The 20,563-nt window shown below is 74.3% G+C and carries 20 protein-coding genes, 1 pseudogene and 1 riboswitch; of the genes and pseudogenes, 11 read left to right on the top strand and 10 right to left on the bottom strand.

What is annotated here, in order from left to right; translation table 11 throughout:
• Positions 1-6 precede the first annotated feature (6 nt).
• Both ACFV1J_RS22665 and ACFV1J_RS22670 read left to right on the top strand, forming a co-directional pair.
• Complete coding sequence (locus ACFV1J_RS22665; protein WP_385860695.1) at positions 7-1,476, top strand: SulP family inorganic anion transporter; 1,470 nt, start codon at positions 7-9, stop codon at positions 1,474-1,476.
• A 233-nt stretch (positions 1,477-1,709) separates the two neighbouring features.
• Positions 1,710-2,159: a nitroreductase family deazaflavin-dependent oxidoreductase gene (locus ACFV1J_RS22670; RefSeq protein ID WP_385860696.1), complete on the top strand. Its 450-nt coding sequence runs from the start codon at positions 1,710-1,712 to the stop codon at positions 2,157-2,159.
• Between the two features lie 20 nt (positions 2,160-2,179).
• Here ACFV1J_RS22670 and ACFV1J_RS22675 read toward each other — a convergent pair whose 3' ends face one another.
• The 3 genes from ACFV1J_RS22675 to ACFV1J_RS22685 form a co-directional block, all read right to left on the bottom strand.
• Positions 2,180-4,177 (bottom strand): ABC transporter permease, encoded by a 1,998-nt coding sequence (locus ACFV1J_RS22675; RefSeq protein ID WP_385860697.1) that lies wholly within the window; start codon positions 4,175-4,177, stop codon positions 2,180-2,182.
• A 127-nt stretch (positions 4,178-4,304) separates the two neighbouring features.
• Complete coding sequence (gene modA, locus ACFV1J_RS22680; RefSeq protein ID WP_385860698.1) at positions 4,305-5,105, bottom strand: molybdate ABC transporter substrate-binding protein; 801 nt, start codon at positions 5,103-5,105, stop codon at positions 4,305-4,307.
• A 245-nt stretch (positions 5,106-5,350) separates the two neighbouring features.
• Complete coding sequence (locus tag ACFV1J_RS22685; RefSeq protein WP_385860699.1) at positions 5,351-5,746, bottom strand: molybdopterin-binding protein; 396 nt, start codon at positions 5,744-5,746, stop codon at positions 5,351-5,353.
• 137 nt (positions 5,747-5,883) lie between these two features.
• Here ACFV1J_RS22685 and ACFV1J_RS22690 point away from each other — a divergent pair, with 137 nt between their 5' ends.
• The gene (locus ACFV1J_RS22690) at positions 5,884-6,303 is read left to right on the top strand and encodes a molybdopterin-binding protein (protein WP_385860716.1); all 420 of its coding nucleotides are present in this window, start codon (positions 5,884-5,886) and stop codon (positions 6,301-6,303) included.
• 17 nt (positions 6,304-6,320) lie between these two features.
• Here the strand turns inward: ACFV1J_RS22690 and ACFV1J_RS22695 are convergent, their stop codons facing one another.
• Together ACFV1J_RS22695 and ACFV1J_RS22700 are read right to left on the bottom strand one after the other, a co-directional pair.
• A complete protein-coding gene (locus tag ACFV1J_RS22695; protein ID WP_385860717.1) occupies positions 6,321-6,782 on the bottom strand; it encodes a molybdopterin-dependent oxidoreductase in 462 nt (153 codons plus the stop codon).
• A pseudogene (locus tag ACFV1J_RS22700) lies at positions 6,762-7,260 on the bottom strand (FAD binding domain-containing protein); the annotation flags it as partial. The pseudogene ACFV1J_RS22700 and the gene ACFV1J_RS22695, both read right to left, overlap by 21 nt.
• A gap of 204 nt (positions 7,261-7,464) precedes the next feature.
• On the opposite strand from ACFV1J_RS22700, the gene ACFV1J_RS22705 reads away from it, so the two are divergent.
• Complete coding sequence (locus tag ACFV1J_RS22705) at positions 7,465-8,997, top strand: PucR family transcriptional regulator (RefSeq protein ID WP_385860700.1); 1,533 nt, start codon at positions 7,465-7,467, stop codon at positions 8,995-8,997.
• A gap of 45 nt (positions 8,998-9,042) precedes the next feature.
• Here the strand turns inward: ACFV1J_RS22705 and ACFV1J_RS22710 are convergent, their stop codons facing one another.
• The gene (locus ACFV1J_RS22710) at positions 9,043-9,450 is read right to left on the bottom strand and encodes a molybdopterin-binding protein (RefSeq protein WP_385860701.1); all 408 of its coding nucleotides are present in this window, start codon (positions 9,448-9,450) and stop codon (positions 9,043-9,045) included.
• Positions 9,451-9,772: 322 nt separating this feature from the next.
• Between ACFV1J_RS22710 and ACFV1J_RS22715 the strand changes: the two genes are divergently transcribed.
• From ACFV1J_RS22715 to ACFV1J_RS22735, 5 genes are read left to right on the top strand one after another with little or no spacing between them, the layout of a single operon-like run.
• Positions 9,773-9,958 carry a hypothetical protein gene (locus ACFV1J_RS22715; RefSeq protein ID WP_030411128.1) on the top strand — a complete coding sequence of 62 codons (186 nt, stop codon included), beginning with the start codon at positions 9,773-9,775 and terminating at the stop codon, positions 9,956-9,958.
• Between the two features lie 49 nt (positions 9,959-10,007).
• The gene (locus tag ACFV1J_RS22720; protein ID WP_385860718.1) at positions 10,008-10,670 is read left to right on the top strand and encodes a hypothetical protein; all 663 of its coding nucleotides are present in this window, start codon (positions 10,008-10,010) and stop codon (positions 10,668-10,670) included.
• On the top strand, positions 10,667-11,650 hold the full coding sequence (locus ACFV1J_RS22725; protein ID WP_385860702.1) for a DUF6895 family protein: 984 nt from the start codon (positions 10,667-10,669) through the stop codon (positions 11,648-11,650). The genes ACFV1J_RS22720 and ACFV1J_RS22725 overlap by 4 nt, the downstream gene beginning before the upstream one ends.
• Positions 11,647-12,567, top strand: a complete 921-nt coding sequence (locus tag ACFV1J_RS22730; RefSeq protein WP_385860703.1) for a DUF6895 family protein — start codon at positions 11,647-11,649, stop codon at positions 12,565-12,567. The genes ACFV1J_RS22725 and ACFV1J_RS22730 overlap by 4 nt, the downstream gene beginning before the upstream one ends.
• Positions 12,568-12,594: 27 nt before the next feature.
• The gene (locus tag ACFV1J_RS22735) at positions 12,595-13,632 is read left to right on the top strand and encodes a serine hydrolase domain-containing protein (protein ID WP_385860704.1); all 1,038 of its coding nucleotides are present in this window, start codon (positions 12,595-12,597) and stop codon (positions 13,630-13,632) included.
• 19 nt (positions 13,633-13,651) lie between these two features.
• Here ACFV1J_RS22735 and ACFV1J_RS22740 read toward each other — a convergent pair whose 3' ends face one another.
• From ACFV1J_RS22740 to ACFV1J_RS22755, 4 genes are all read right to left on the bottom strand, one after another.
• Positions 13,652-15,685, bottom strand: coding sequence for an ATP-binding protein (locus tag ACFV1J_RS22740; protein WP_385860705.1), 2,034 nt, complete (start codon positions 15,683-15,685; stop codon positions 13,652-13,654).
• A 97-nt stretch (positions 15,686-15,782) separates the two neighbouring features.
• Positions 15,783-17,618 (bottom strand): alkyl/aryl-sulfatase, encoded by a 1,836-nt coding sequence (locus tag ACFV1J_RS22745; RefSeq protein WP_385860706.1) that lies wholly within the window; start codon positions 17,616-17,618, stop codon positions 15,783-15,785.
• 372 nt (positions 17,619-17,990) lie between these two features.
• Positions 17,991-18,434 carry an SPW repeat protein gene (locus ACFV1J_RS22750; protein ID WP_385860707.1) on the bottom strand — a complete coding sequence of 148 codons (444 nt, stop codon included), beginning with the start codon at positions 18,432-18,434 and terminating at the stop codon, positions 17,991-17,993.
• Positions 18,435-18,617: 183 nt separating this feature from the next.
• Positions 18,618-19,199 (bottom strand): histidine phosphatase family protein, encoded by a 582-nt coding sequence (locus tag ACFV1J_RS22755; protein ID WP_385860708.1) that lies wholly within the window; start codon positions 19,197-19,199, stop codon positions 18,618-18,620.
• A 111-nt stretch (positions 19,200-19,310) separates the two neighbouring features.
• Positions 19,311-19,466: riboswitch (cobalamin riboswitch) on the top strand.
• 41 nt (positions 19,467-19,507) lie between these two features.
• Between ACFV1J_RS22755 and ACFV1J_RS22760 the strand changes: the two genes are divergently transcribed.
• Positions 19,508-19,723 carry a CbtB domain-containing protein gene (locus ACFV1J_RS22760; protein WP_385860709.1) on the top strand — a complete coding sequence of 72 codons (216 nt, stop codon included), beginning with the start codon at positions 19,508-19,510 and terminating at the stop codon, positions 19,721-19,723.
• Between the two features lie 16 nt (positions 19,724-19,739).
• A complete protein-coding gene (locus tag ACFV1J_RS22765) occupies positions 19,740-20,489 on the top strand; it encodes a CbtA family protein (protein WP_385860710.1) in 750 nt (249 codons plus the stop codon).
• Positions 20,490-20,563 lie beyond the last annotated feature (74 nt).

A 20,563-nucleotide genomic window follows, 5' to 3' on the forward strand; every position in this document is an offset into this window, starting at 1 on the left:
ACGACGATGAAGCGACTGTTCTCCTCCCGCGCCGCGTCCTTCCGGGCCGACTTCACCGCCTCCCTGGTGGTCTTCCTGGTGGCCGTCCCGCTGTGCGTCGGGGTGGCCGTCGCCTCCGGCGTACCGGCCGAACTGGGCCTGGTCACCGGGGTCGTCGGCGGTCTGCTCACCGGGCTCCTCCCCGGCAGCAGCCTGCAGGTCAGCGGCCCGGCCGCGGGCCTGACCGTGCTGGTCTTCGAGGCCGTCAAGGAGTACGGCCTCGGGACGCTGGGAGCCCTGGTACTGGCGGCCGGTGTCCTTCAACTGGCCATGGGCGCACTGAAGTTGGGCCGCTGGTTCCGGGCGATCTCGGTCGCCGTCGTCCAGGGCATGCTGGCCGGCATCGGCCTGGTGCTGATCGCCGGTCAGCTCTACGCCCTCACGGACGCCAAGGCGCCGGGCAGCGGACTGGCCAACATCGGCGGCGTACCGTCGCTGGCCGCCGCCACCGTCGGCTCGGGCACCGCGCTCTCCGCGCTCGCGGTCGGCGCCGGGACCGTCGCCGTGCTGGTCCTGTGGCCGCGCTGGCGGCGCGGCGCCCGGGTGCTCCCGGCGCCGCTGGTCGCGGTGGCGCTCGCCACCACCACGGTCTGGGCACTGGACCTGCCGGTCGCCCGGGTCCGGGTCAGCGGGCTGCTGGACGCGATCCAGCCACCGGGCATGTCGGACCTGGGCCGGCTCACCGATATCGGCGTGCTGGGCACGGTCCTCGCCTTCGCGCTGATCGCCTCCGCCGAATCGCTGTTCAGCGCCGCGGCGGTGGACCGGCTGCACGACGGGCCGAAGACCGACTACGACAAGGAACTGATGGCCCAGGGCGCCGGCAACACCGTGTGCGGCCTGCTCGGCGCGCTGCCGATGACCGCGGTCATCGTCCGCAGCGCCGCCAACGTCCAGGCCGGCGCGCGGACCAAGGCGTCCCGGGTGCTGCACGGGGTCTGGCTGCTGGTCTTCGCGGCGGCGTTCCCGGCCGCGCTGGGCATCGTCCCGGTGGCGGCGCTGGCGGGCGTACTGATCCACGCGGGCTGGAAGTTGCTGCCGCTGAAGGCATGGCGGCCGCTGTGGCGCGAGCACCGCGGCGAGGCCGTGGTGCTGCTGGTCACCGCGCTGGCCATCGTCACGGTCAACATGTTCGAGGGGGTGCTGATCGGGCTGCTGCTGGCGGTCGCGAAGACGGCCTGGGAGACCTCGCACGTCCACCTGGACATCGAGACGCCAAAGGACGCCGAGCAGCCGGTGCTGGTGCGGGCGGTCGGCAACGCCACCTTCCTGCGGCTGCCCAAGATCCTGGACCAGCTCGACGCGCTGCCCGCCCAACGGGACGTGGAGCTGGACCTGAGCGGGCTGCGCCACCTCGACCACGCCTGTGAGGCGGCGCTGACCAACTGGGCCGAGCAGCACCGCCGGAGCCGCCGCGCGGTGGAGCTGGTGTCCTGACGTCACCAACCGTCCTCGGGGCCCGGTTCCGCACACCGAACGGTGTGCGGGCCGGGCCCCGGTCGTCCCCTCCCCAGCGTCCGCCGGCGGGGACGGTGGAGGGACCGGGACACGACGCGGCGGCCGGGATGATTGCGTCCCCCGCGGTTGTTGAGCGAAGGTCGGGGCGGCCGCGGACCGCGGTGGGCCGCGGCCGGTGCCATGACCGCCGTACAGGGAGAGAGGAGGGGCGGATGCCTCTTCAGGGTGAGTACGAACCGAGCCCGACGCCGTGGGTGCGGGAGCAGGTGGAGGAGTACGAGAGCTCCGGCGGAACGCGGGGCACGACGATCCGTGGGCTGCCGGTCGTGGTGCTGACCACCCGCGGCGCCCGCAGCGGCAAGATCCGCAAATCCCCCGTGATGCGGGTGGAGCACGAGGGGACGTACGCCGTGGTGGCGTCCCTGGGCGGCTCGCCCAAGAACCCCCTCTGGTACCACAACGTGGTCGCCGACCCCCGGGTGGAGCTCCAGGACGGCCCGGTCCGCCGGGACATGACGGCCCGTGAGGTCACCGGCGAGGAGAAGGCCGTGTGGTGGGGGCGGGCGGTCGAGGCGTTCCCGGACTACGACGCCTACCAGAAGAAGACGACCCGCGAGATCCCGGTGTTCGTGCTGGAGCCGGCGGCCTCGGAACACCGCTGAGAAGCGGGGTCCCGTCGTCGCTAGAGCGTCACGAGGGAGACCTCGGTGGCCTTGATGCCGGTCCATACCGGCACCCCGTCGGCCAGGCCGAGTTCGAGCGCGGCGGACGGGGTGATCTCGGCGACGAGGTCGGGGGCGTGCGGTGAGGTGATCAGGATCCGCAGCCGGCTGCCCGCCGAGGTGATCTCCCGTACGGTGCCGGGCCAGACGTTGCGGGGGCTGCCGGCGGGCTTGTCGAGGTGGACCGAGACCGCCTCGGGGGCGATCACCGCCAGCGCCCGGGCCCCCTCGGGCAGGCGGTCGGCGACGACGAGGTGCCCGCCGCCGGCGAGCGCGAGGCCGTCGCCGGTGGCGGTGCCGGGCCAGGCGTTGCGGCCCAGCATCCGGGCCACCCAGGGCGAGCGGGGATGCCGGGTGACCTCGGCGGGCGGGGCGTCCTGGAGGGCGCGGCCGTCGTCGAGGACGAGGACCCGGTCGGCGAGCGAGACCGCCTCGACGGGGTCGTGGGTGACGATCAGGCAGACCCCGCCGAAGCCCGCGAGATGGCGGCGCAGCGCGTGCCGGACGTGGGCGCGGGTGGTCTGGTCGAGGGCGGCCAGCGGTTCGTCGAGCAGCAGCAGGCGGGGGCGGGCGGCCAACGCCCGGGCCAGCGCGACGCGTTGGGCCTGGCCGCCGGAGAGCTGGGCGGGCCGGCGGTGGGCGAGGTGGCCGACGCCCAGCCGGTCGAGCCACTCCTGGGCGGCGCGGCGGGCCTCGGTGCGCGGGACGCCGTGCGCCCGCAGGCCGTAGGCGGTGTTGCTCAGGGCGCTCAGGTGCGGGAAGAGCGCGCCGTCCTGGGGGACCCAGGCGACGCCGCGGCGGTGCGGGGGCAGGGCGGTGACGTCGGTGGCGCCGAGCCGCAGGGTGGCGTGGGCGCGCGGGGTGAGGCCGAGCAGGGCGCGCAGCAGGGTCGTCTTGCCGGCGCCGTTGGGGCCGACGACCGCGATGGTGGTGCCGGCTCCGGCGTCCAGGGTCAGTTCGGTGCCGCCGGTGACCTCGGCGTGCAGCGGCCAGCGGTTCGCATGCTGTTCGGCGACGGTGACGGCGACTCCCTGACGACCCGTCACATCCGTCAGACCGCCGTCGTCGGTCCCGGGCGGCTCGGTCTCGTCGGGGGCCGGCACGGTGGGCGGCGTACGGCCGGCCGGCGTCGCGCCGGTCCAGCGGCCGCGCAGGCAGATCAGCACCGCCATGGCGATCACGAGCAGCAGCAGGGAGACCGAGGTGGCGGCTTCCGGGGCGTCCTGGAGCAGCAGGTAGACCTGGAGCGGGAGGGTCTGGGTGGTGCCGGGGAGATTGCCGGCGAAGGTGATCGTGGCGCCGAATTCGCCGAGGGCGCGGGCCCAGGTGAGCGCGGCGCCGGCGGCGAGGCCGGGGGCGACCATGGGGAGGGTGACGGTGGCGAAGACCCGGGCCGGGGACGCGCCGAGGGAGGCCGCGGTCTCCTCGTAACTGGGGCGCAGGCCGGCGAGCGTGCCCTCCAGGCTGATGATGAGGAACGGCATCGCGACGAAGGTGGCGGCGACCACCGCGCCCGAGGTGTGGAACGGCAGGACGATGCCGAAGGTGTCCTCCAGCCAGGGGCCGAGCAGTCCACGGCGGCCGAAGCCGAGCAGCAGGGCGACACCGCCGACGGTCGGCGGCAGCACCATCGGCAGCAGCACCAGCGAGCGGACCACCGCCTTGCCGGGGAAGCTGACCCGGGCCAGCAGCCAGGCCAGCGGCACGCCGAGCAGCAGCGACAGGCCCAGTGCCCAGAAGGAGACCAGCAGCGACAGGCCGAGCGCCTCGGTGACACCGGGACTGGTCAGATGGGTGCCGAGGTCGCTCCAGGTGGTGCGGGCGAGGATGCCGAGCAGCGGCATCAGCAGGAACGCGACGGCGAGCAGTGCGGGCACGGCGAGCGCGGCGGGGCTGCGGGTGCCGGGCGTGCGGCGCCGGGCGGCCGCGGGCCGGGCGGGGGTGCGGGAGCGTCTCATCGTCGGTCCTGGGGTCGGGGCGGATCGGGCCGGCCGGCGCCGGCGGGCCGGGCGGGCCGGCCCCGGTGGCGCGCACGGGGCTGTCCGCTCCCCCGAGCCGGGCAGTCCCGTGCGCGCTTCAGCCCCGTTACGGCTTCTGGAAGCCCGCGTCTCGCAGGATCTTCTGGGCCTCGGGGGTGCTCAGCCACTTCACGAAGGCGGCCGCGGCGGCGGCGTGCTTCGAGGTCTTCAGGGTCGCGGCCGGGTAGGCGGCGACGGCGTTCTGCTTGTCGGGGATGTCGATGGCGTCGACCTTCTTCGGCGCGGTGGCGGCGTCCGTCCGGTAGACCAGGCCGGCGTCCGCCTCGCCCATTTCGACCTTGCCGAGGACGGCGCGGACGTTGGGCTCCTGCGAGACCGGCGTGACCTTGAGCTGCTGGGCGTCCAGGACCTTCTTGCTGTAGCGGCCGACCGGCACCTCGGGGGCGGCGAGCACGACCTTCAGCTTGCTGTCGGCGAGGTCCTTGAGGGTGTGGACCTTCTTCGGGTTGCCCTCGCCGGTGACGATGACCAGGCGGTTGTGGGCGATGACGGTCGGCGTGCCGGCGTCCGCCTTCAGCCCGTCCATCGTCCTGGTGTCGGCGGTGACCAGGGCGTCGGCGGGGGCGCCCTGCTTGACCTGGGCGGCGAGTTCCTGGGAGCCGGCGAAGGAGAAGTTCACCTTCGTGCCCTGGTGCTCCTTCTCGTACACCGCGGCGGCCTTCTTGAAGACGTCGGTGAGCGAGGAGGCGGCGAGCACGGTCAGCTGCGTGGTGGCGGTGCTGCCGCCGGACTTCTCGGCGCCCTTGTCGGTCTTGCCGTCGTCCTTGCCGCAGGCGGCGAGCGGGACGAGGAGGGCGGCGGTCACGACCGCGGCGGCGGCGCGGCGTCCGGTGAGGAACGGGGGCATGGGCGGGACTCCTTGTGACGCGGGACGAGGGGGCGTCCGAGCGGATGGGGAAAGCCGCGCCGGTTGGGGCCTCCCCTGCTCGAGGACGTTCGAGAGCTGGGGGAAGGGCGACGCCGCTGGGGTGGGCAGCCGGCCGGTGGGGACGGGGCGCGGTCCGGCTGTGGTGCTGCCGCGGTGGACGGTGGGGAGCCGGCCAGGTGGTGCGGGCGGACGCCACCGCGGGGGTTCGGGTGCGGTCGGGTGGCTCAGGAGCGGTCGATGTGCACGCTGGTGGATTTCACGCGGGCGGTGGCCTGCATGCCGACCTCCAGTCCCAGTTCCTCCACCGCTTCCCGGGTCAGCAGGGAGACCAGCCGGTGCGGACCGGCCTGGATCTCGACCTGGGCGGCGACATCGCCGAGTTTGACGGCGGTGACGATGCCCGGGAAGGCGTTGCGGGCGGAGGTGTACGAGGTGTCGTCCTCACCGGCGCCGGTCTGTGCCACCTCGATGGAGAAGGCGGCCAGGTCGCGGCCGTCGATGAGGCGGCGGCCGCTGTCGTCGCGATGGGTCGCGACCTTGCCGGCGTCCGCCCACCGGCGGGCGGTGTCCGGGCTGACGCCCAGCAGCCGCGCCGCCTGGCCGATCGTGTAGGACTGCATGTGCGACAAGATAGGCAGCTCGGCCTCGCAGGTGCAATCCGCTGGAAGGATCTCCGTAGCAAATGCCAGCCGCCTTGGAGGAAGGGACGAAATTCCTCGCGATGCGCGGCCGGGCGGCAGCGCGCAGGGTGTGGGGCATGAGTCTGAGCATCCGCAATCAGCTGTCCGGGACCGTCCGCTCCGTCGCCCCCGGCGAGGTCATGGCCCTGGTCAGGGTCCGGCTGGACGGCGGGCAGGAGATCACCGCCGCGGTCACCCGCGAGGCGGTCGAACAACTGGGCCTGGCGGAGGGCACGGCGGTGCGTGCGCTGATCAAGTCCACCGAGGTCGCGCTGGCCACCGGCGAGGTCGGCGGGCTGAGCATCCGCAACCGGCTGCCCGGCACGGTCACCGCTGTCTCGGCCGGCGGTGCGATGGCCGGGGTGAAGGTCGCCGTCGGGGGCGGTGAGCTGACCGCCGCGATCACCCGGGACGCGGCCGAGGAGCTGGGGCTGGCCGCCGGTTCCGAGGTGACCGCGTTGGTCAAGTCCACCGAGATCGCGCTCGCCGCGGCCTGACCGCACCGGCCCGGGCGTCACGACGACGGCTCGGGCGGGGCGCAGGGGCCCACCCAGATGCCGGTGATCGCGCTGATGTAGCGCGCCCCGCAGCGGTCGGAGGGGACCACGAGCCGGCTGCCGGCCGTGTCGAGGGGGCGGCCGTCCAGGGCCGTGGCGAGCAGGACCGGGGCGTCACCGAAGTCGGCGTCGATCTCCGCCCAGGACAGCACCGTGTGGTGCCCGTCGCCGCCGCTGACGGCCAGCAGATAGCGGGAGCGCTCCTTGCGCCGGGACGCGTCGAAGGCCGGGCCCGCGGCGTCGAGGACGTCCCGCAGCAGCACCCCTTCGAAGGTGTGCCGCTGCGGCCCGTTGGTGGCGCAGTCGAAGACCACCTCGGCCCGGTGCCGCGGCCACCGTGCGCGCAGCTGGGCGACGGTGAGCGCGAGCGGGCGGCGCAGCTGACCGCGGATCACCAGCAGGGTGACCGAGCGGAGCAGTTCGCCCTCGGCGAGGTCCTTGTGGCCGGCGCCGGTGATGAGATCGGCGACCTCGGTGCGGCGCAGTGAGCCGTCCTGGGCCCGGAGCAGAGCGCTGCCGTCGAGCGCGGCGGTGAGCGAGATCATCGGCCCGGCGGGCAGTCCGTTGCAGAGGTTGCCGCCGACGGTCGCCATGTTCCAGATCTTGAACGAGGAGAGGAACGCCGGCAGCACTGCTCGAACAGCGGGGCCTCCGGGGCGTCGAGATGGCCGCGAAGCGGGAGAGCCGGGCGATGGTGCAGGTCGCCGCGATCTTCAGCGCGCCCTCCGGCCGCCGGGTGAGCGGCTCCCAGCCCATCCGGCCGAGGTCGACCAGGCGCCGCAGCCACGGCCGGGGTTCGGAGAAGAGATAGGTGCCGCCGCCCAAATAGGCATCGCCGGGGCGCCAGGGGGCACTCTGCCGGGCGTCGCGCACTTCCAGCACCGTGTGGAGGTCCATGCCGCCGAGGGAAGCAACGGCGCACCGCCCGGCACGACCGGTGTGGAGCACGGAGAACCACCATCGCCGCGGGCCGGAACTGGATGACCAACCAAGAGGGCTTGGGGCTTGATCAGCTTGCATTTACGATGCCATTACTCACTTTCGCCTCGTGAATGTGAGATGCCGGAGTTCGTCTCCGGCGGCCGACCGAGGAGCCAGCACATGCACGTCCACGATCTCCTGCGGGTCGACTCGCTCGACCTGACCCTGCTGTGGGGCGAGGGCCCCCTGCTCGACCGGGAAGTCCGCGGGGTCACCGCCACCGATCTGGCGGACCCGGCGCGGTTCCTGCAGCCGGGCGAGCTGGTGCTGAGCGGGCTGGTGTGGTGGACGCCCGGTGACGGCCGCGCCGAGGTCGACCGGTTCGTCTCCGCGCTGGACGCCGCCGGGGCCACCGCGCTGCTGGTGGGCGAGGAGACCCACGGCACGGTCCCCGAGGTGCTCGTCGACTCCTGCCGCGACCACGGCATCGTGCTGGTCGCGGTCCCCGCGCACACCACCTTCCGCGCCGTCACGGAGGCGGTGTACCTGCGCCAGTGGGGCGAGCTGAGTCGGCGCCCGACGGATCACTACGCGCTGCCGGAGAACGTCCGTGACGAACTGGCCGCGCTGCTGGCCGCGGACGCCGCCCCGGACGCGCTGCTGGACCGTGCCTTCGCCCACCTGGGCGGCCCGCCCTGCTACCTGCTGTCCGCGACCGGCCGGGTGATCGCCCGGACCCCGGCCGCCCCGCCGCTGACGGCACGGCAGGCCCTCAAGGCCCGCGAAGCGGCCGGGGCGGGCCCGACGGTACGGATCGACGGGGACGCCGGCCCGTACGACACCTGGCATCTGCACATGGCCGGCCGGGCCGACGCCCCGCCGCGGGCGGTGCACGAGATCGCCGAGGTCGTGGACCGGTACCGCCGGCGTGCCGCGCCGCGGCAGGCGGCCGGGCGGCGGGCCGCGGACGCGCTGGTCGCCCTGCTCGCGTCGGCCGAAGCGGGGGCGGCGGACGGCGCGGCACTCGACGCGGCGCTGCGGGCGTGCGGGCTGCCGGCCGACGGGCCGTACCGGGTGGTGGTGGCCGCGCTGGGCGGTGAGGAGAGCGGGCGGGTGGTGAGCGCGCTGGCGGAGGCGCTGCGGCACTCCCCCGGCGAACGGTTCGCGGCCGGGCGGCTGCCGGGCGGCGAGGCGGTCGCCGTGGTCCACGCGGCCCCGGACGCCGAGGACTCCGCCCCGCTCGCCGAGGTCTGGCCGGCGCTCACCGCCTGCCGCCCGCAGGCGCCGCTGCACGCCGGGGTCAGTGCTCCCGTACCGGCCCCGGGCGGCCTCAACTCCGCCTTCCAGCAGGCCCGTTACGCCCTGGCGTCGGCCCGGGCCGGGGCTCCGGACGGTGCCCGGGTGGCCGGTGTCGAGGACCTCGGCACGCTGGCCGAGCTGCTGGCCGGGGTCCCGGCGGAGGTCCGTGCGGCCTTCAGCAGCCAGGTGCTGGGTCCGCTGGCGCGGGCCGGCTCGACGTCGCACCGGATGCTGCTGGAGACACTGGAGGTCTTCCTCGCCCAGCACGGCTCATGGGCACGGACGGCCGAGGCGCTGCACCTGCACGTGAACACGGTGCACTACCGCATCCAGCGCATCGAGACCCTCACCGGCCGCGACCTGTCCCGCCTCGACCACAAACTCGACCTGCACGCGGCCCTGCTCTGCCGCTGAGCGGGCCGCCCCCACCGCGCCACCGAGGGGATGCGCCCCTCCCCCTCACTCCCGTCCGCCGGGCCGGTCGATGTGCACATGGGTCGACTTCACCCGGGCGGTGGCGGTCACCCCGACCTCGATCCCCAGCTCCTCGACCGCCTCCCGGCTGACCACCGACACCAGCCGGTGCGGCCCGGACTGGATCTCGACCTGGGCGATCACGTCGTCCATCGTCACCTTGGTGACGATCCCGGCGAAGGAGTTCCGCACGGAGGTGAGCACCTCGCCGGGCACCGGATGCAGTCCGGCGGCCCGCTCCTTGGCGAACCCGGCCAGGCTGACCCCGTCGATGACGCGGTTCCCCCCGCCGTCCCGTGCCATCCGCAGCTGACCGCCGTCGGCCCACCGCCGGACGGTCTCCGAACTCACACCCAGCAGCCCCGCTGCCTGACCAATGCTGTACGTCGGCACGGTCGCACTCTAGGGCAGCCCGGCCACCGTGCCGCCGGTGGCCGCCGGGCCATCCCTCCCGGGGCCCGATGACATCCGAACGGAGCAGCGAAATCCGCCGTCGGTGCGAGCGTGTCATCCCTGGCGCGCCCGGGGCGCAGCGCCGTCGGAACACGGTGCCCAGCGCCCAACTCGCATGATCCACGAGGAGTTTGAGGCGCGGAACGGTCTCTGAGCGAACGTCAAGCATGCGAAGTTCGTCGCTCTTCGCGAACTCTCTCCCGTTGCGTCCCAAAAACCACGATGTGAATCTGGTATCCCATTCGTCAAAGGAGTTGATCGCATGGTTACGGATCGCACAGCGCCGGTCGAGACGGCCACCCTGGCCGCCGAGGTCGAGGGACTGCTTGAACCCGCCGAGGCCGACGGCGTCTTCCGCGACACCCGCGAGTGTGGAGGTGCGCTGCTGCTGGCCGCGCTGCTCCTGATCTCGCCGCCCACCCCCCGGCCCAAGACCGACGTCCGCTGAGGGGAAAGCGTTGGCTGAACAGACGCAAGGAGCAGTCCCGCTCAGCGCTGTGATCGCCGATGCCGCAACCGGGGTCGCCCTCGCCCTGCGGGGTGAGGGCGACCCTTATGCGTTGTCCGGCATGCTGCGGCACGAGGACGCGCTGACCCCGGCCGCGGTACGGGTGCTCGGCGCCGATGCGCTGGCGCCGTACGCCATGGAACACCGGACGGCACCGGCCGGCGCGGACGACGAAGCGGTGGTGCGGCAGGCGCTGCTGGCCTATCCGCCGGGTGACGGCGCCTCGGAGGTGTCGGTGTGGAGCTACCGCGGCCTGGTCGAGGCGGCGCACGCGTTCCTGCCCGGGGACGGCCGGTCGTGGCCGCCGGCACCGGAGGCCGGCACCGCGTGGGTCGGTGACTCCCCCTGGCCGAAGCTGTCGCACCGGGTGTCGCAGCTGGCCGCGCTGGCCCTGCCGGGGCTGGCGCCCGGCCTCGCCGAGCAGCTCGCCGCCCGTACGGACGACCTGTCCCGGGGGTTCGTCCGGGCGGTCCGCCGCCGCGACTGGCTGCAGGCGGCCGGTGTGGGCCGCTGGCTGGCCCGGCTGCCCGACGTGCCGCAGACCCTGGGGCTGGACAGCGGGCTGGCGTTCGTGCACCAGATGGGCGGCGCCGATCCACGGGTCGCGCTGCACGTGGTGGCCGCCCGGCGGTTCTACGGGCGGGGCGGGTGACCGGCGGGCACGGCGACCCGGGGCTGCTGGACCATCTGGTCCGGGCGAGCCTCGGGTGGCTGGACGGGGCGCGCGGGTTCTTCCGCCTGCCGCCCGACGTGACGACCGACGCCGACCCCAATCTGACCCTCAAGCCGCTCGGCGAGCTGGCCGAACTCACCCAGCTGATCGGGGCGATGCACCCGCGGGAGGAGATCCGCCGGACGGCCCGCGGGCTGTTCGCGTTCGCCTGGAACGAGACCCGGGACGGGGAACTGTTCGCCGAGCTGATCCGCGGCGAGCCGTTCGCCACCTACCCGGTGGAGCTGTACGGGGTGTTCGCGCAGGCCGGGCTGCGCCATGCCGAGGCCGACGAGCTGGTGCGGACCACCACGCGGCTGCGCGGCTGGCGGGTGGCGCGCGAGGACCACACCCGTACGCTCGGGGTGCTCAACGCCGAGCGGCGGATCGGGCTGCGGCGGCACGCCGACTTCGCCTCGGTGCTGGCGCTGACCGGCCTCGGCCGGCTGCCGGAGCCCTGGGCGCTGGACCGCAAGGCGGCCTACGGCATCACCCATGACGTCTTCCATCTGACCGACTGGGGGCGCAACCGGCAGCGGCTGTCCCCCGAGCTCGCCGGCTATCTGCGGCTGTGGCTGCCCTCCTGGCTGGAGAACTGGCTGGCGGAGCAGCTGTGGGACCTGGTCGGCGAGCTGCTGGCGGTGACCGCGTGCCTGCCCCGGGCCCCGTACGATCCGGTGGCCTGGCAGCGGCTGGCCGGTGCGCAGGCGGCCGACGGCAGCGTGCCGGAGCTGGGCGCGGCGCCCGGTTCCGGCGACCCGGGCGAGCTGTTCACCGCCTGCTACCACTCCACCCTGGTGACCGCGTTCGCCGCCACCCTGGCCCGGATCGCCGCCGACGAGGCCGAGGCCGGCCCACGGGGCGGGGATCCGGTGCTGGTGGGCGGCCGGACGCCCGGCGAAAGCGAGAGTGCCCCGTGACCGTGACGGCCGCGTCCCCCGCCCTGCTGCACGGTGTCGGCGACCGGGCCCTGTCCTGGCTCGACGACCACCGCGAGCACTTCCGGCTGACCCCCGAGGACTTCCGCTCCGGCGGCGCGGTGGTCGAACGGCTCAAGCCCATCGGGGAGCTGGCGCTCAACATGCAGGTGCTGTTCCGCGAGGGCGTGGCCGGTTCCCGGCAGAAGGCCCGGGCCGGGCAGCTGCTGGACTTCGCCTGGCGGGAGCTGCTGGACGGTGGCAACGTGCTGGCCCGGCTGCAGCACGACGAGCCGCTCTCCCCCGTACCGCTGGAGGTCTATGCGACCTTCCACGAGCTGGGTCACCGGCATCCGGGGCTGGAGGCCGCGATCGCGGTGTGCCGGCGCACGGCCACCTGGAACGCGCTGGAGATGATGCCCAACCGGCGCCTCGGGGTGCTCAACGCCGAACGCAAGCTGGGTCTCGCCCCGAGCAGCGACTTCGACCAGGCGGTGGCGCGCACCTGGCTGGGGCAGCTGGCCGAGCCGTGGACGGTGCAGCTGCACATCGCCTACGACCTGACCCACACCGTCTTCCACCTCACCAACTGGGGCGAGGCGCCCGAACGGATCCCCCCGGACATCGCGGACTACCTCACGCGGTACCTGCCGGCCTGGACGGAGGACTGGGCGGACCTCGAACACTGGGACCTGCTGGGCGAGTTGCTGGTCGTCGACGCGTGTCTGCCGCGGCCCACGCTGGACGCGGAGCTGTGGGAGCGGTACGCCGCCGCGCAGTCCGACAGCGGCGCGATGCCGATCCAGCGCGGGATGCCGGAGGGCGATCCGGCGCGGGTCTTCGACCTGGTGCACCACCCCACCCTGGTCGCCGCGTTCGCCTCGGCGATGGCCACCTCCCGGGCCATGTCCGCGGTCTGATGGGCGCGCGCTGATGGGCACGCGCTGATGGCCGCGGCACGCGGTGGCCCGCCGGCCGACCGCCTCGCCGACGCGGTCACCCGGATCGACGCGCCGGACGTGGTGCTGGCGGTGACCCGGCGCGGCCTGCGGACCGTGGTCACCGGCGGCACCGCGCTGGCCCCGCCCACCCCGCGGCAGGCCCTGCGCTACGAACTCGGCTCGCTGTCCAAGACGTTCACGGTGCTGCTGCTGGCCGATCTGGCCCGGTCCGGGGTGCTGTCACTGGACGATCCGCTGGTCGCCCACCTGCCCGAGCTGCCGCTGCGCCATCCGCGGGCGCGCCGGATCACCCTGCGGCATCTGGCCACCCACACCTCGGGGCTGCCGCGGATCCCGGCCGACCTGGTCGCCGGTGCGCTGCTGCACCCGTACGCCAACGGCTACGCCCGCTACGACACCGAGCGGCTGCTGCGGACCTTCGCCCGCACCCGGCCCCGGAACCGGCCGGGCACCCGCTGGCGGTACTCCAACTTCGGGCTGGCGCTGCTCGGTCCGGCGATGTCCCGGGCCGCCGGCGAGGACTATCCGGCGCTGCTCGCCGGCCGGGTGCTGGGCCCGCTGGGACTGTCCGGGACCACGCTGGCGCCCGGCGCCACCGGTACCGACGCGGTCGGGCACCGGACCAACGGGGTGACGCCGGTGGCCAGTGCCGACATGGGCGCGTTCATGGCCGCCGGGTCGGTGCGGGCCACGCCCGGCGATCTGCTCACGTATCTGGAGGCGCACCTCTCGCCGGAGAGCACGCCGCTGGCCGGGCCGCTGCGCGACGTCCAGGTCCCGTTGCTGCGGCGCGGCTGGCGGCGCCGCAACACCCACACCCTGACGTGGTACCAACATCCGGCGCCGCGCGGGCCGTTGCTCTTCCACGTCGGGGCGACCTTCGGTCAGCAGGCGTTCCTCGGGTTCCACCCGGCCACGCACACCGGTCTGGTGGCGCTGGCCACCCGGCGCGGCCGTACCTGCCGGATGATCACCACCGCCTACGAGACGCTGTACGCGCTGGCCGGTGAGCCGCCCGCGTGACCGGGCGCGGGCCCGGCGGTCACGGTTCGCCGGCCAGGATCCGGGGCAGCGAGGTGCCCGGGCGCTCCTCGCTGGCCTCCCGGAAGGCCTCCGCGTACGCCCGGTCGCCGATCGCCGCGCGGGCCCGCCGCTCGCACTCCTCGCGGACCGCGCGCAGTTCCGGGGTGCCGCGCTGGGGGTGGCCGACGGTGCGCCAGAGGGCCTGGCCGCTGCCGTAGACCCGGGCGGCCGCGGCGCCGGCGCCCTGTGCGGCCAGTGCGGCGGCGAGCAGGTCCAGGCCGAGGGCGATGCCGAACTTGTCGCCGATGCCCTGTTTGGCGGCGAGCATCGCCCGGGCGTGGCCGGCGGACTCCTCGGGCCGGCCCTGGTACAGCGAGATCAGGGAGAGCTGGTAGTCGGTGTAGGAGCGGGTCCAGTACTCGCCGCGTTCGACGCAGCCGCGGCGCAGGGCGGTGGCCTCGGCGCGGGCCTCGGCGAGCTTGCCGAGACCGGTGAGCGCGAAGATCCGTACGAGATGGCAGCGCAGCCGGCCCGGCGAGTCGAAGGGGGCGTCCGGCGGCGGGCCGAGGACCTGCTCGGTGACGGTCAGGGCGGACATCGAGCGGCCGGCCATCAGGTGGGTGAGGCCGAGGAGATAGCCGGCCGCCAGCACCGCCTCGGCGTCCCGGGACGTCCTCGCGGCCCGCGCGCATTCCGTCCCGAGGGCCTCGGCCTGCGGCAGATCGCCCTGGAGGAGTACGGCGACGCCGAGCGCCCACAGCGCCCGGGTGCGGGCGCGGCCGGGCCGGTCGTCGGCGGCGAGGGCGCGGGAGAGGTAGTCGCGGGCCTCGTGCAGATGGCCGCAGCAGCTCCAGAAGAAGCCGACCGCGGCGCTGAGTTCCTGGGCCCGCTCGGGGGCGGTGACCAGCAGGTGGTCCAGTGCGGTGCACAGGTCGACGTGCGCGTCGGCGACCCTGCGGTACCAGCCGACCTGTCCGGGGCCCAGCCAGCCGGCTTCGGCGCGGCGGCCGTGGTCGACGAAGTGTGCGGCGTGCCGGTCGGCGATCGCGGACGCCTCACCGAGCTCGCCGAGCCACATCCGGCCGTACTCGCGCAGGGTGTCGAGCATGCGGAAGCGGCCGCCCTCGCGGGTGAGCACGGACTTGGCGGCCAGTCCGGTCAGGGCGGTGCGCACCTCGGGCGCGGTGAGGGGTCCGCCGGTGCACACCGCCCCGGCCGACTCCGTGTCGAAGGTGCCGCGGAAGACCGAGAGCCGGGCCCACAGCAACCGCTCCAGGGGGGTGCACAGTTCGTGGCTCCAGCCGATGGCGCAGCGCAGGGTGCGGTGGCGGGGCGGCAGGGGCAGCCCTCCGGCGGTGTCGAGGGTGTCGAAGCGGGTGGCCAGCCGCTCCGCGATCCGCTCGACGGAGCTGGTGGCCATCTGCGCGCCGGCCAGCTCCAGGGCGAGCGGAATGCCTTCCAGCCGCCGGCAGATGCCGTCCGCGGTGGCCGCGTGGGCGGGGTCGGTGAGGACGAGGCCGGGTGCGGCGGTGCCGGCCCGGTCGGTGAGCAGGGCCAGGGCGTCGTTGTCGCCGGTGCAGGGCAGCGGGCCGATCTCGGTGACCCGTTCGCCGTCGAGGCCGAGCGGCTGCCGGCTGGTGACCAGTGCGGTCACGCCGGGCGCCGCGGTCAGCAGGTCACCGAGCAGGTCCCGGCAGGCGGGCACGAGGTGTTCGCAGGAATCCAGCACCAGCAGCAGCCGTTTGTCGGTGAGCCAGGAGCACAGCGCGGCGGCCGGGGTGCGCACGGTGTGGTCGGCGAGCCCGACGGCGTCGCAGACGGTGGCCAGCAGCAGCCCGTCGCCCTGCAACGGCCACAGATCGGCCCAGCCGACCCCGTCGGGGAACCGCGGTGCCGCCGCCCTGGCCGCCCTGGCGGCGATCCGGGTCTTGCCCACGCCACCGGGGCCGGTCAGGGTGACCAGCCGATGTGCCGTCAACGCGTCGCCGATCCGCCGCAGTTCGCTCCGCCGTCCGACGAAGCTGGTCGATTCCTCGGGAATGCTGCTCGCCACGGGGCCAGTGTGCCCCAGCCGCGCCCTGGGTGGCGCGGGGTGGCGTGGTGGTCCGGGGGGCGTGGGGTTGACGCGGGGACACCGGCGGCGGCAGGGGTCAGGGGGTGACCACCGGGAACGCCGGGTCCGGGGCGGTGACGAGGGCGAGGAGCCGGCGGAGCGGGCCGGGTTCGGTGGGCGGGGCGGCCCCGGCGGGGGCGTGCGGGGTGAGGAGGTCGAGGAGCTGGGGCTTGGTGAGGGTGAGCGTGAGGTCGGGGACGCCGTCCGCGGAGGGGGCCGGGGCGCCGGGGGAAGACCGGTGGGTGAGCGCGCCGTTGGAGAGGGTCAGCCGCCAGGTGCGGTCCTCGTCGGGGAGGTAGAGGTCGAGGGTGAGCGCGGTCGACCAGGCGCGCGGGCCGTCGATGCGCAGGGCCAGCGAGTCCAGCAGCTGGTCGACGGTGAGCGCCCGGGCGAGGTCGGGGGCGGCGGTGGCGTCCTGGGTGTCGTCCCGGGCGGCGGGGGCGCCGCGCAGTTCGCCCGCACCAGTGAGGTAGACGTTGCGCCAGACGGCGTTCTCCGCGCCGTGGCCCAGGCGTTCGTAGACCTGGGCGAGTGCGCGGCGGGCGCGCAGGTTGTCCGGTTCGGCGAAGACGGCGTGGTTGAGGAGGGTCGCGGCGAACCGCAGATCGCCGTCGGCCGCGTACTGCTTGCCGGCGTCGACGGTGGCCTCGACGCCGCCGAGGGCGTGGACGTAGCGCCGGGCCTGCTCGGCCGGCGGGTGCTCCCACAGGTGGGCGGGGTTGCCGTCGAACCAGCCCAGGTAGCGCTGGCTGACGGCCTTGACGTGGTCGCTGACCGAGCCGTAGTAGCCGTGGTGGGACCAGACCTGGGCGAGGGCCGGGGGCAGCTGCAGCTGCTCGGCGATCTCGGGAGCGGTGCAGCCGGCGTTGAGCAGCCGCAGGGTCTGGTCGTGCAGATAGGCGTACAGGTCGCGCTGGCCGGCGAGCAGGGCCCGGATGCGGTCCTTGCCCCAGGTCGGCCAGTGGTGCGAGGCGAAGGCGACCTCCGTTCCGTCGCCGAAGAGGACGAGCGCCTCGTCGAGGTGGCGGGACCAGGCCCGGCTGTCGCGGACCGGCCCGCCGTACAGCGGCAGGACGGTGTGCAGGGTGTGGGTGGCGTTCTCGGCCAGGCAGAGCGCCTGGTGGGCGGGGAAGCCGAAGTTCATCGCGGCGGGGGCCTCGGCGTCCGGGGTGAGCTGGAAGACGAGGTGGACGCCGTCGAGGATCTCCTCCTGGCCGGTGCGGGTGATGTCCACGGTCGGCGGGATCAGGGTGCGGGTGCCGGTGGACCGGGTGGTGCCCAGCCCGCAGCCGATCTGGCCGTCCGGTCCCTTCGGCAGCGCGGTGCCGTAGGTGAAGGCGGCGCGGCGGGACATCGCGGGTCCGGCGGAGAGGTGCTCGCCGACCGCGTGGGCGAGGAAGCCCGCCGGGGCGAGGACCGGTACGGGGTGGTGCCCGGCCGGGACGACGCCGCGGGCGCCGCCGAAGTGCCCGGCGTGCGAGTGGGTGTAGATCAGCCCGGTGACCGGCCGGTCGCCGCGGTACTTGCGGTAGAGCTCCAGGGCCGCGGCGGCGGTCTCGGCGGACAGCAGCGGATCGACGACGATGACGCCGTGGTCGCCCTCGACCAGGGTCATATGGGCCAGGTCCAGGCCGCGGGCCTGGTAGATGCCGTCGGTGACCTCGTAGAGGCCCTGGCGGCCGACCAGCCGGCCCTGCCGCCAGAGGCCCTCGTGGGCGGTGTCGGGGCAGTTCTGGGCCAGGAATGCGTAGGCCGTGGCGTCCCAGACCGGCCGGCCGTCGTCCGTGGTGATCCGCGGCGGGTCGAGCTCGGCGATGAAGCCGCGGTCGGCGTCGGCGAAGTCTTCGTGGTCATCGACGGGTGCAGCGGTCACGGGGCGCTCCCTCTCCGGGGCGGCGGCGGTCCCAAGGCCCCTGCCCCACACGATCGATTTAACCGGCTTTGTCCGGTTGGCGCATGCCTGCCTCCGCGGCGGCCGGGGAGCGCCGGCGCGGCCAACGGCGTTACGGGCAGGGCAGGGCCGGGCAGGACACGACAACGCAGGTGGGGACGTATCCGGGCGCGGCGCTTCGGCCGGCCGGGGCGGGGCCCGCCTCGATCTTCCGAGAGAGGGCGGGCGCCCCTCGGCGGGCAGGCGCGGGCGGCGCCGGTAGCCGGCCCGGGGGTGGCACACGGCCGCCGGCCGGCCTGCCCGGGGTGGGGCAGGCGGACCGGCGGTCACTCGTGCGACCTCAGGGAGGCGCCTTCAGGTGGCGGTGGTGCGGCGCCTCGATGCCGCGGTGACGCACAAGGCGCCCAGCAGGAACGTCAGAGCACCGATGACGATGTTGTTCCAGATGACGCCCGCGTCCGCGCCGCGGCCCACGATCCAGGGCGCGATGATCATCCACACGCCGATCGCGCACATCGCGCCGCTCAGGCCGTACATCCGCGCCGGGGTCGTGGTGAAGCCGACCGCCAGCAGGGCGATCGCGATCCCGACGATGAGGTTGTGCGCCATGAGGGCCGGCTGCGCCAGCGCGTAATGGACGATCCACGGCGAGACGGCGCAGTACAGGCCGACGAGGAAGACCGGACCGTCGACAAGTACCACATCACGCCCGCCGAGCACCCGCTCGTATCGGGCCTGCATCTCCGAAGCGTCGGGGTGACCTGCGAGATCTCCCCTGGGGTGTGAGACGTCGGCCATGCGACTCGCCTCCTTCGCTCGCAAGCCTGGCCGTTATCGCGTGGCATCGGGCCACGGATTCATTCTGCGCTTATGTCGCCTTTATGTGTAGATGAAGCGACCGATGAATTTTGAAGGGGTACGGTCAGCTTCTCGCCGGGGCGCGACCGGCCTCCCCCCGGCGCACGGCCGGCTTCCCGCCGGTCAGCTCCCCGCCCCGCGGTCCAGCGCCCGGCCCAGCCCCAGATTCCAGCGGCCGCCCCGTCCGCTCAGCTCCGTCACGGTCAGCGGCGCCACGTCCAGCCGCCAGAACACGTCCGCGGGCACCCTCATCGCACACACCGCCGCGGCCCGCACCACGTCCGGTTCCACGACCGCCACCACCCGCCCGGCCTCCAGCGCCGCTCGCGTCAGCCAGCCCGCGACCCGGTCGCAGAGCTGCCGCAGCGACTCCCCGCCGTGCCCGGCGAAGTCCGGATCGGACAGCCAGGCGGAGACCGCGAGCGGTTCCGTTTCGGCCACCTCCGCCAGGGTTCGCCCCCGCCACTCCCCCATCGCGCAGCCCGCCAGCTCCGGCACCGGCCCGGCCGGCAGCCCGAGTTCCTCCGCGGTGCGCCGGCAGCGCACGGAGGGCGAGGTGAAGACCCGGTCGGCGGCCGGCAGCACGCCCGCGGCGGCCCGGGCCCGCCGCAGTCCGGCCGCGTGCGGCGGGAAGTCGTCGTCGAAGCGCACCGCGCGCTGGGCGTCACCCGCGGCCGGTGAGACCAGCATCACCCGAGTTGTCATGCTCTCTTCTCTCCTTCTCCTCGGACTCCAACTCACCGCTGCGACAAGGGAGTTGACGGTCGATGCGCCCCCGTTCCGCACCCGTCCGCCCCCCGTACGGTCTTGGCCAGGTGGCCGGATCGCGGTACGTTTCCCGGTGCTTGACGACGGCATGACGGAAGCCGGTGGGATCCCGGCGCGGTCGCGCCACTGTATGTCCGGTTTTTTATCAGCCCGCCAGGGGCCGGTACCGGACGAGCCAGACCCGCATGTCGTTCTGCACTCCCATTTACCGGGGACGCGAGTTCCCCCCAACAGGAGGTCCTGCCATGGCTCAGACCATCGCACCGCCGGCCGCCGGCGCCACCCCCGCCCCGCTCCCGCTCAAGACGATCGCCCCCTGGGCACTGTTCGCCGGTGTGCTGATGCTGGTCCTGCTGTACTTCGTCGGCGCGGAGCAGGGCGCCACCTCGCTGCTGTCCGGTTCGGAAGTCCACGAATGGCTGCACGACGGGCGCCACCTCCTCGGCTTCCCCTGCCACTGACCGGGCGACCGCAGCCATGAACTCCCTCACCGTCAGAACCCTGCTGGTGCGCGGCATGCTCGCCGGTCTGGCCGCCGGCGGGTTCGCGCTCCTCGTCGCCTACGTGCTGGGCGAACCGCGGATCGACGCGGCCATCGCCTTCGAGGAGGCGCACAGCCACGAACACGAGATGGAAGTGGTCAGCCGTGGACTGCAGTCCACGGCCGGCCTCGCCACCGGCGTCCTGGTCTACGGCGTGGCGCTGGGCGGGATCGCCGCGCTGGCCTTCTGTTTCGCGCTGGGGCGGATCGGCCGGTTCGGGGCGCGCGCCACGGCCCTGCTGCTCTCCGGGGCGGCGCTGGTGGCCGGTTATGTCGTGCCGTTCCTGAAGTACCCGGCCAATCCGCCGTCGGTCGGTGACCCCGACACCATCGGTAAGCGCACCGCCTTGTATTTCCTGATGATGCTGCTCGGCATCCTGCTGGCCGTCGCCGCCACGATCCTCGGCCGGCGGCTGGCTCCGAAGCTGGGCAACTGGTACGCGACGGTGGCCGCCGTCGCCGCCTTCGTGGTCACCGTCGGGCTCGCCCATGCGTTCCTGCCGGTCGTCAACGAGGTGCCCGCGGACTTCTCCGCCACGCTGCTGTGGCAGTTCCGGCTGTCGGCGCTCGCCGTCCAGCTGGTGCTGTGGACCGCCTTCGGGCTGGTCTTCGGGCATCTGGCGGAGCGCGTGGTCGCGGACCGGCCGGCCGCCGAGCGGGCCGAGGCGGTGTCCGTCGCCCCCTGATCCGGGGCATCCACCGCACCACCGGTCCGGGGGGGGGGGGGCCCCCCCCCCGCGCCCCCGCCCCCCCAAACGAC

Origin of the sequence: Streptomyces sp. NPDC059649, assembly GCF_042734445.1 — a bacterium.
Classification (GTDB): Bacteria; Actinomycetota; Actinomycetes; order Streptomycetales; family Streptomycetaceae; genus Streptomyces.